The 9271-nt window shown below is 63.2% G+C and carries 10 protein-coding genes and 1 tRNA gene; 6 read left to right on the plus strand and 5 right to left on the minus strand.

Features of this window, described 5'->3' with window-relative positions; genetic code table 11:
• The first annotated feature begins 301 nt into the window (after positions 1-301).
• The 4 genes from CV770_RS39555 to CV770_RS39570 all read left to right on the plus strand — a co-directional run bounded on the left by CV770_RS39555 (position 302) and on the right by CV770_RS39570 (position 3828).
• The gene (locus tag CV770_RS39555; protein ID WP_104466165.1) at positions 302-1468 is read left to right on the plus strand and encodes a CaiB/BaiF CoA transferase family protein; all 1167 of its coding nucleotides are present in this window, start codon (positions 302-304) and stop codon (positions 1466-1468) included.
• A 2-nt stretch (positions 1469-1470) separates the two neighbouring features.
• Positions 1471-2394: an HpcH/HpaI aldolase/citrate lyase family protein gene (locus CV770_RS39560; RefSeq protein ID WP_104466166.1), complete on the plus strand. Its 924-nt coding sequence runs from the start codon at positions 1471-1473 to the stop codon at positions 2392-2394.
• Positions 2395-2400: 6 nt separating this feature from the next.
• On the plus strand, positions 2401-3339 hold the full coding sequence (locus CV770_RS39565) for an AEC family transporter (protein WP_104466167.1): 939 nt from the start codon (positions 2401-2403) through the stop codon (positions 3337-3339).
• Positions 3340-3423: 84 nt separating this feature from the next.
• On the plus strand, positions 3424-3828 hold the full coding sequence (locus CV770_RS39570) for a nuclear transport factor 2 family protein (protein ID WP_104466168.1): 405 nt from the start codon (positions 3424-3426) through the stop codon (positions 3826-3828).
• A gap of 33 nt (positions 3829-3861) precedes the next feature.
• On the opposite strand, the gene CV770_RS39575 is transcribed toward CV770_RS39570, so the two are convergent.
• Positions 3862-4359 (minus strand): DinB family protein, encoded by a 498-nt coding sequence (locus CV770_RS39575; protein ID WP_104466171.1) that lies wholly within the window; start codon positions 4357-4359, stop codon positions 3862-3864.
• 214 nt (positions 4360-4573) lie between these two features.
• Between CV770_RS39575 and CV770_RS39580 the strand changes: the two genes are divergently transcribed.
• Complete coding sequence (locus tag CV770_RS39580) at positions 4574-4939, plus strand: DUF7677 family protein (RefSeq protein WP_104466172.1); 366 nt, start codon at positions 4574-4576, stop codon at positions 4937-4939.
• Between the two features lie 250 nt (positions 4940-5189).
• On the opposite strand, the gene tenA is transcribed toward CV770_RS39580, so the two are convergent.
• Positions 5190-5873: a thiaminase II gene (gene tenA, locus CV770_RS39590; RefSeq protein WP_104466169.1), complete on the minus strand. Its 684-nt coding sequence runs from the start codon at positions 5871-5873 to the stop codon at positions 5190-5192.
• A gap of 328 nt (positions 5874-6201) precedes the next feature.
• On the minus strand, positions 6202-7341 hold the full coding sequence (locus CV770_RS39595; RefSeq protein WP_091958382.1) for a helix-turn-helix transcriptional regulator: 1140 nt from the start codon (positions 7339-7341) through the stop codon (positions 6202-6204).
• A 344-nt stretch (positions 7342-7685) separates the two neighbouring features.
• On the opposite strand from CV770_RS39595, the gene CV770_RS39600 reads away from it, so the two are divergent.
• Positions 7686-8399: a hypothetical protein gene (locus CV770_RS39600; RefSeq protein WP_146101449.1), complete on the plus strand. Its 714-nt coding sequence runs from the start codon at positions 7686-7688 to the stop codon at positions 8397-8399.
• Positions 8400-8421: 22 nt separating this feature from the next.
• Here the strand turns inward: CV770_RS39600 and CV770_RS39605 are convergent.
• Positions 8422-8498: transfer RNA gene (locus tag CV770_RS39605), tRNA-His, on the minus strand.
• A 194-nt stretch (positions 8499-8692) separates the two neighbouring features.
• Positions 8693-9127, minus strand: a complete 435-nt coding sequence (locus CV770_RS39610) for a phasin (RefSeq protein WP_091958388.1) — start codon at positions 9125-9127, stop codon at positions 8693-8695.
• Positions 9128-9271 lie beyond the last annotated feature (144 nt).

Below are 9271 nucleotides of genomic sequence, written 5' to 3' on the forward strand. Positions count from 1 at the left end.
GCCGCGCAGCACTCAGAACGTGGATGCCCGGGACAAGCCCGGGCATGACGGCCACATGGAGGCGCGGGGGGATGACAGCTGTGTGCGGGGAAGCGCTAAACACAAAAAACGCGAAAACAACCCCATGCACAGTAGCCAAGCCCTCGCAATCGTTACGCATTTCCCAACTTAGGATTTAACGAAGTCGAATTTGACTCGTCGGGCAAAACAGGGGCATGATGTCACCATCAAAAAGATGCGCGTGGGGTGGTCGGCCTGTCTCCTGCGCTGGTCGAAAAAGCGCACGAGAGGAAGCGATCTCATGGAAGGGAATGAAGCGGAGCTGCCGCTGTCGGGCGTCACGGTGGTCTCGCTCGAGCAGGCGATCGCCGCGCCGCTGGCCAGCCGGCACCTGGCGGACTGGGGCGCGCGGGTGATCAAGATCGAGCGGCCGGGCACTGGGGATTTCTGCCGGGACTACGACCACGTGATGAACGGCATGTCGAGCCAATTCGTCTGGACCAACCGCTCCAAGGAAAGCCTCGCCATCGACATCAAGAGCCCTGACGGACGCAAGGTGCTCGACGCCCTGCTGCCGCAGGCCGATGTGTTCATCCAGAACCTCGCCCCCGGCGCTGCGGAGCGGCTCGGCCTCGATGCCGCATCGCTGCTGCGCAGACATCCGCGCATCATCGCCTGCGACGTCTCGGGCTATGGCACTGGCGGCCCCTACAGCAGCAAGAAGGCCTACGATCTCCTGGTCCAGTGCGAGGCCGGGGTTCTCGCCATCAACGGCACCGAGGCGGAGCCGGCCAAGGTCGGGCTGTCGGTGGTCGACATCGCCACCGGCATGTACATCCTCAACGGCGTGCTGATGGCGCTGTACCGCCGCGAGCGGACCGGCAAGGGCACCGCTTTCCAGACCTCGCTGTTCGACTCCATCACGGACTGGATGAGCTATCCCGCCTTCTACACGCAGAGCACGGGCCGACCGCTGCCGCGCACCGGCGCCAGGCATGCGACGATCGCGCCGTATGGTCCGTTCCGGGTCGGCGACGGCAACACCATCTTCTTCGGCATCCAGAACGATCGGGAATGGCGCTCGCTGTGCAGCATCGTCCTCGACGATGCCGGCTTCGCCGATCATCCGAGCTTCCGCACCAATCCGCTGCGCATGCAGAACCGAGACGATCTGCAAGGACATATCGAGCAGTGCTTTGCATCCATGACCAGCGAGCAGGTGCTGCGACTGCTGGACGAAGCCTCGATCGCCAACGCGCATCTGAACTCAGTCGAGGCTTTTCTGGAGCATGAGCAGCTGCGCGCGCGGTCCCGGGTGCAGAGCGTCGGCTCGCCCTGCGGGCCGGTGATGAGCTTCCTGCCCGCGCTCACGCTTCCGGGCGTCAAGCCGCGGATGGATCCGGTGCCGGATGTGGGACAGCACAACCAGGCCATCCTCAGCGAACTCGGGCTGGCGAAGGACATTTGACGATGGCACATCAGCGGCCAACGCGGGCCTATCTGGCCGTCCCCGCCCATCGCTCCCGTCTTGTTTCCAAGGCAGCGGCCTCAGTTGCGGACGCGGTGTTCATGGATCTTGAGGACGCGGTGCCGCCATCGGAGAAAAGCCTCGCACTGGATGAAGCCGTCCGCTCCCTCGCCTCGCTCGACTGGGGCAACAAGCGCGTCACGGTGAGGATCAACGCCGTCGACAGTCCTTTCGTCGCCCAGGAGATCCGCGCGCTGGCCGCGTTTCCCCGGCTGGATGCGGTGATCGTGCCGAAGGCGGAGCGCGCCAGCGATATCGCCGGGATTGCCGATCAGTTGCGGGCAGCCAACCCCGATCGCTCCGCGCCGGTCGCGTTGGAATTGCTGATCGAGACGGCGCTCGGTCTCGTCAATGTCGACACGCTCGCCGCGTGCCACGACAGCGTCGCCGCGCTGCATCTCGGCGTCGGCGATTTCGCGGCGTCGATCGGCGCCCGCTCCTCCGACATCGGCGTGTCGCCGGACGGCTACCGGCACGTGGGATCGGCGCAAAGCGGCTATGCCTCCGCCCCGCTCGACCTGTTCGCCTATCCGATGATGCGCGTCCTGGTCGCCGCCCGCGCGTTCGGCCTCATCGCCATCGACGGCCCCTGCGGCGCGTTCCGCGATGCCAGGCTGACCGAAAGCAGCGCGCAGAAGGCCGCGGCGATGGGGTTCGACGGCAAGCAGGTCATCCATCCCGATCAGATCGAACCGACGCTGCGCGCCTTCATGCCGTCGGACCAGGAGTTGGCCCAGGCGCGACGGATCGTCGACGCCATGGAGCAGGCGGAGGCGAACGGCCAGGGGGCGGTGACGCTGGACGGCAAGATGATCGACTATGCCAATGTGCGGATGGCGCGCCGGATCATCGAGCTGGGGTCGTAGCGGCGCATGGCCACCTTGCTGATCGTCGCGCCGGTGTTTGCGCTGATCGCGGCCGGCTATGCCGCGGTGCTGTTTCGCTTCGTCTCGGAGAGCGCGCACAAGGGCATCAGCGAATTCGCCTTCAGCATCGCGATCCCTGCCCTCTTGTTCCGCACCATCGTCGTATCGGAATTCCCCGACGTCAGCCCCTACCGGATGTGGGGCGCCTATTACGGCGCGCTGGCCGTCATCTGGATCGCGGCGCTGGCGATCTCGGCCCTGCTGCGCGCGCGCCGCGAAGACCGCGAGGACGGCGTCGTGTTCGCGATCGGCTCGGTCTACGGCAACATCGTGATGCTCGGCATTCCCCTGACGCTCTCGGCGCTGGGCAATGAGGCCGCAGGACCGATGGCGCTGATCCTGTCGGTGAACACGCCGCTGCTCTGGCTCTGCGGCATCCTGCAGATGGAGCTGGTCAACCGCAAGCGGACCGGCTCGGCGCTGTCGGTGATCTGGCCGGTGCTCACAGACCTCGCCCGCAACCCGCTGATGCTCGCGATCGGCTTTGGCGTGGTCTGGCGCTTCACCGGCCTCGGCCTCACCCCCGTCGTCGACCGTACCATCGAGCTCCTGGCGCAAGCGGGATCGCCGACCGCGCTGATCGCACTCGGCATCAATCTGTTTCGCTTCGAGGTGAAGGGCGAGAAGCTGAGCATCTTGGTGATGTGCGCGCTGAAGCTAGCGGTGATGCCGGCGGCGGCGTTCGCGCTGGCAAGACTGCTCGACCTGCCGCCGATCGCGACCGGCGTCGTCGTGCTGTTCGCGGCAATGCCGACCGGCGCCAACGCCTACATCTTCGCGGTGCAGTATCAGCGGCTAGTGAACCCGGTGTCGGGCGCGGTGGCGCTGGGCACGCTGCTGGCGGCGGTGACATTGCCGGTGGTGGTTTGGGTGGTGGCGCGCTGAGCACGCGCAGCACGATTCCAATGATTTTGCCTTTACACGCAAAGGTCGCTAGGCTGCCCTGATACGTCTAGCAGGGAGGGTGACATGGCACAGCGCGAAGAGATGCTCGCATTGATCAGGACCGCCTACGCCGCGCGCGGCGACGGCGACGTCGAGGGCCTGGTGACGGCTTTTCATCCCGAGGGCCACTTCACCTTGATGGGCGACAAGGGCGCGCTCGAACTGACGGGACGCATGGAGGGGCACCCGACCCTGCGCGGGGCTTTCACTCAGTTCACTGCCGCCTTCGGCTTCGAAAGCCGCGAGATCCTGACTGAGCTGGTCGACGGGGATCGCGTCGCAGTCCATTCCCGGGTTGTCGTTCGATACAATCCGAGTGGAAAGACTTTTAGCACCGAGATCCTGGACCTGTTCAGATTTCAGGACGGCAAGATCGCGGAGTTGATTGAGTTTGCGGACACTGCGCAGATCAAGGCGATGATCGCCTGACATGCGATGAGATGGATTGGAGCGTCGCACGAGCTACGCCAGAAGATGAAGGTCCGTCGGCTCTGGTTCTGCACCCGCTGCCGTCAACATCGCGTGGACCTGACCTCTATGGTGAGTCTGGTGATTGAAGAGTTGAATAGCAACGAGCGTCTTTGGCTTCTCGATCCGAGTTGAACCGTCCCCCGGATACCAAACAAGCATCCCGTTCAGATCCGCATCGACCAATCGCGCTGACCACACTTCGATTTCCTCGTTCCGTTGCAAGCGGAGCGCCTTGAAGGCCTCCCAATCTGTGGGATCCGTGAGGGAGTGCTTGATGGTTTCCTCTGGACGCTCGTTCCCCTTTAGCCGCTCCAGTATCAGGGCATCAGCCCAATAAAGATGGTTCAATGTAGCTGCGATCGACCGGAAGAACGCACCTCGATCCTTCCAGCGATCCTCGTTGGTAAGCCTGTCGGCGGCCGTTACCAAAGAGGCGTTCTGCCAAGTGTTGTAGCGGGCCATAAGTCGGCAGTATTCGGCTGAGATCATTTTCTCAGGCTCCAAAGGTTATTGATGTTGGCTGGTTTCGGGATGTAGCCCCAGACGTGAGGCAGCTAGAGTTAGGGTGGCAGGCATAAAATTGGCCTTCGTCAGTGGCCTCATGGCACGCCTCCGGGATCTGGTTTGGTGCACTGTCACCGTAATGCCGTGCATTGATTCGACGGCGGAGCTTGGCTCACTTGCTACTTTATGGTGTTCGAACATGAATCATCCTTCGAAGCTAAGCGCCGCCTTCTCGGGAGCGTTACGTAGCTTCAGCTATTGGATTGCTGCTGGCTCCGTGGGGCATCCTCTTCTCGAAGGGATCGAATATCGCCAGGTAATGTTAGCAGAGCCGAGCTTGATGGAGCAGGCCTATGCGATCTTTGCGAACGTCATCGAGTTTGATCAGCAGGGTATGCCCGTTAACGCGAAGTATGCGGAGCACCGTGCCGCCCAATGGATCCGGAGCTATTGCGACCGCGGGTTCCAAGTGAGTCCGCCATTTGAGTCCTGGGAGCTCGAACTCAATGGACCACCACCGAGAGAAGATCCGAAGCCTTGGTCGACGGCGGGCGCAGCGAAGTGAGGCAAATGGCACCGTCTGAATTAGACGACCGCGGCCCTCGCGCCGGATAGGCATGCAGGCTCGACGTCCCGCTTTCCCGGGTTCTCGTTCGATACAATCCGAGCGGAAAGACTTTCAGCACCGAGATCCTGGACCTGTTCAGATTTCAGGATGGCAAGATCGCCGAGTTGATTGAGTTTGCGGATACGGCGCGGATCAAGGCGATGATCGCGTGAGGGGCGGCGCGCCTCCGTCGGAGTTTCGTGCACTGTTACCGTAATTCGGCAACACGCTGGCCCTCGCGCCAGGCCATCTCCCAGAAGTCTGCCTCGAGCCGGGTGGCTTCCTTGAAGATCGCAGTCAGCTCGGCCTCGCGGGCCGGCGTGGCATAGAGATCGGCCAGATGGTCGAGGTGCGCACGGGCTTTGGCAGCGACCTCCTGGTACGGTACGCCGGCGTACTCGGCGATCCAGATGCGATAGGCGTTCGTCGCGGCGTCCGCATGGGTTCGCGAGGCGAGCCGCGTTGCGATCTCCGCGTACCCGATCACACAGGGAGCAAGCGCCACCTTGAGTGCCAGCAGATCGCCGCGCATTCCAGCGTCGAGCACGTAGCGTGTATAGGCCAGCATCTCGGCCGCCGGGGGGACCTGTTCAAGGTCAGCCGGGGATAGACCCCAATCGGCACAGAGCTTCACATGCAGGTTCATCTCGACGTCGAGGATGGCCGACAGGCCGGCCGCTGCCTCGCGCATGTCGGCAAGGCTGGGCGACTTGTAGACCGCGAGCGCGTAGGCGCGGGCAAACTCGATGAGGAACAAATAGTCCTGAACGAGATAGTGACGAAACGCCGCTTGGGGGAGCGAGCCGTCTGCCAATCCGTTCGTGAAGGGATGTTCGGTGTAGGCCCGCCACTCAACGGATGCTGCTGTCTTGAGACGCTCGAAGAAACTCACGATCTTTTTCGCCCGGGTTGCTTGTCCATGAAAATCTTTGGCTCGCTACCGATATCGCATTGCGAACCGACGAGCTACGGTGACCGCGCACAAGATTGGCTTTGAGCGGCGTTGCGGAGAGGGCCCTCCCCGTGTCGAATGTTTGGTGCACTGTCACCACAATTCGCACCATCGCACTGCTGGAGCAGGCAGCATCGCCGGCCGCGCTGATTGCACTCGGCATCAGCCGGTTCCGCTTCGCTCGTGGCGATTCCAACGCCCCCGATTTTCTTCCCCGCTATATCCGTTCATTGGGGTCGATGGGTGCACCGCATGCCATGCCGCTGCTTCAAGGCCCTCGCAACACGAGCCGGCCGAGCAGCGCCGCGAGTTCGCTTTGCCTGGATATGCCAAGCTTTTGGAATACGCGCTTCAGCACGTTGCGCGCGGTGTCTTCGGCAATTCCGAGCCGGCCTGCAGCCTGTTTCGGCGGAACGCCCGAGCCCACCAGCGAGGCGATCCTGGCTTCCCCGAGCGTCAAGCCCAGGACGTCTCGCACGATGGCGGGATCCGGAGGCTCGGCAGATTTCTGCTCGATCGCGAGCACGATCGCTCGCGTGCGGGTCAGGAAGTGGTCGTCTGAAAGTGCGCCGGCGGTGATCGGGAGCAGGTAGATGACGAAGCGCCGGCCTGTTGCACTCGACTCCACGAGAATGGGTCTCGGCTCGGCCAGCAGGTCGCGCGCCTCGGCGCGAAGCGTGCGCGTCATTGCGGTCTCGAATGGAGCCCGGCTCGCCGCCATGCGAACAAGCAGACGATCGTTCGCGAGGTCGAACACCTCGCCGACAAGACTTTCGCCGACCGGATTGGCGAACAGCAGGCGCGCCGACCAGTCCAGCGCGAACACGCCGATGCCGACCCGCGCGAGGGCGTCGCCAAGGCCGAGATTGGCCAACTCGGTATCAAGCAGCCTGATCGACAGGCGCAGCGATTTCTCTGCATGGCGCCCGAGCGTCGCGATGAGGTCCAGCTCGGCGTCGGAGAATTGCGGCTTGGCGAACGCGCGCTGCACGCTGAGCGCCACGATGATCCGCGGGTCGGGCGACACGCCTATCGATCCGAACCAGCCCAAGCCGTGCCTTGCAAGGAAGTCCGTGCTGAACGGATGGTTGAGGTAGGAATCGTCGATCGGGCCGATGTGCCGGTCGGTGAAGGGCTCGCCGCTGACGTAAAGGCCGGCCGAGACACACCGCTCGGCCTTGAAATCGTGCTGCCCCCAACGCTCCCCATAGTCGCCGAGCGCCGGCCCGAGGCTTTCGGAGGCGATGGCTCCGAACGCCCCGTCGTCCCTCCGCCATTGCAGGATCGCGCCCGCGTCTTCGAAGCAGTCCGCGATCTTGCCAAGTGCGGATGGCCACAATGACGGGCTCGCTGCCGTATCGTAGATCGCTTCGACGGCGGCGAGGAGACGCTCGGTGGCTGCGGGCATGAGGGTCCGATCGATCAGAGAACTCGTTCAGGTTACACGAGATTCCCTTCCAGCAAGCGCGGCCGGGCCGCTTTTACCGGGGCTTTTGCCCCCGGAGTTCTACGGACAGCCAGCTGTGGGGGTTGGTTGCGGCAGGAGCGAAGCGGCCGGGCGCGGCCTGGGATTTTCGGGGCGGGCGCCGCCAACCAGACCCGTTTGGGTCATGCGACGGTCTGGCGAGGTCTATTGGATGAAAGCCGCTGGCTGGAAGTCCTTTCAATGACATCGCTATTCGTATTGCCTCACGCCGTGATGCGGCCGCGCCGAAGCGGCGAGGCTGTGTTCAACCTGCACTCGGCCGCGCCATGACCAACGACCGCAAAGAAGACGTGCGGTGTTTCTGCTGCGGGGAGACATCAGAGCAATCGGTCCTTTCGCGCTCCAGCCAGCTCGGCGTCAGGGATATCGATCTACGTTCCGGAATGATGCCGTCCACCATGGGCAGCTGGCTGCAGGAATGTCCGAACTGCGGCTACGTGGCGGCCGACCTGGCGAAAGGAGACGAGCGCGACCGCCTATTTGTTCAGACGGAGAAGTATGCAGCGCTATGCGAGCTTCCTCAATTTTCGCGGCGATCGTCCCGCTTTCTGCTCCGCGCCGCGATCGAGCTCGCGCGGGAGGATTTCGAGCGAGCATTCGACTCCACGCTGTGCGCGGCGGGGGATGCGGATGACTGCAATCTCTCGGACATTGCGCGCGGGTTACGAAAGATTGCGAGTCGCTATCTTGCCGGCCGTCCTCTGACCGTCGACTTGCGCGTGAGCTTGCTGGATGTGCTTCGCCGCGTGTCCGACTGGGCCGCTGCGGCCGCGCTCGCTGTGGAATTGATGGGCGAAAATTTGGGGCATCCGCATGCAGCAATTGTCTGCTTTCAGCTCGGCAGGATCGAAGCACGAGATGACCGCTGTTACACGCTCAGCCAGGTTTTGCGTTCGAACCACGATCCGGAGGCTTCCAACGATGATGCCGAACATCTGGAGCATGTCGTGCACGTGTTGGGCCGACTGAAGCGTCGATGATCGTCCGTAATCTAAAGAGAGGTGGTACAGTTGGGTGGGCTCGAACCACCGACCTCCTGTTCCACAGACAGGCGCTCTAACCAACTGAGCTACAACTGCATCCTGGCGAGCCGCCCCATAGCGGGCCTGAAAAGGCCGACGACCTGAGGGGGCTGGACGGGGCGGAAACTAGGTGCAACGGGCGTTTTTGGCAAGGCCGCAAGACCCCCAAATCGTCCCCTAAGCGACGTTATTTCCAAAGCAAAACCCGGGCCTCGCGGCCCGGGTTTGTTATCGAGAACCAGCCGGCCGGATCAGGCGGCGGGCTTGTAGAACTTCGAGGCGCTGGCCTTGATCGGCTCGGCGGTCTCGGCGGCGACGCGCTGGGTCAGCTCGACCAGCTCCTTGGCCTGAGACTGGAAGGTCTCGAGCTGGGTGCGGGTGTGGCCGGTCCAGAGCTCCATCGCTTCGGCCGGCGACTTCAGGCCGAACAGCTGCTGGGCGAAGTCCAGCTGGGCGTTGCTGTTGGCCTTCATGAATTCGACCAGCTTGGCGGTGTACTCGCTCGCGCCCTTGCTGGCGGAGGTGAACACGGCCTCGACGGTGCCGTTGTGGGTTTCGGCGGCGTCCTTGAACTTGGCGTAGCTCTCGCGGGCCTGCGACACGCCCTTTTCGGCGAACGCACGCATCTGCTCGGGCACCTCGAACGGAATGATCGAGGCAGAAAACGGATCAGTCGCACCTGTCATGGTTGTCCCTCACGATAATGAAAAATGGAGTGAGCCTTCTGGCGCGCCCGCCGGCCCCCGGTCTGGGCCGTCACACATTGAGCGGGTACGAAAGACTGGAAACGCGAAACAAAGAGATGGCTCGCCCAGCGCCCAGCATTATGG

Source organism: Bradyrhizobium sp. AC87j1 (genome assembly GCF_002936975.1).
In the GTDB taxonomy this organism is placed as follows: Bacteria; Pseudomonadota; Alphaproteobacteria; order Rhizobiales; family Xanthobacteraceae; genus Bradyrhizobium; species Bradyrhizobium shewense.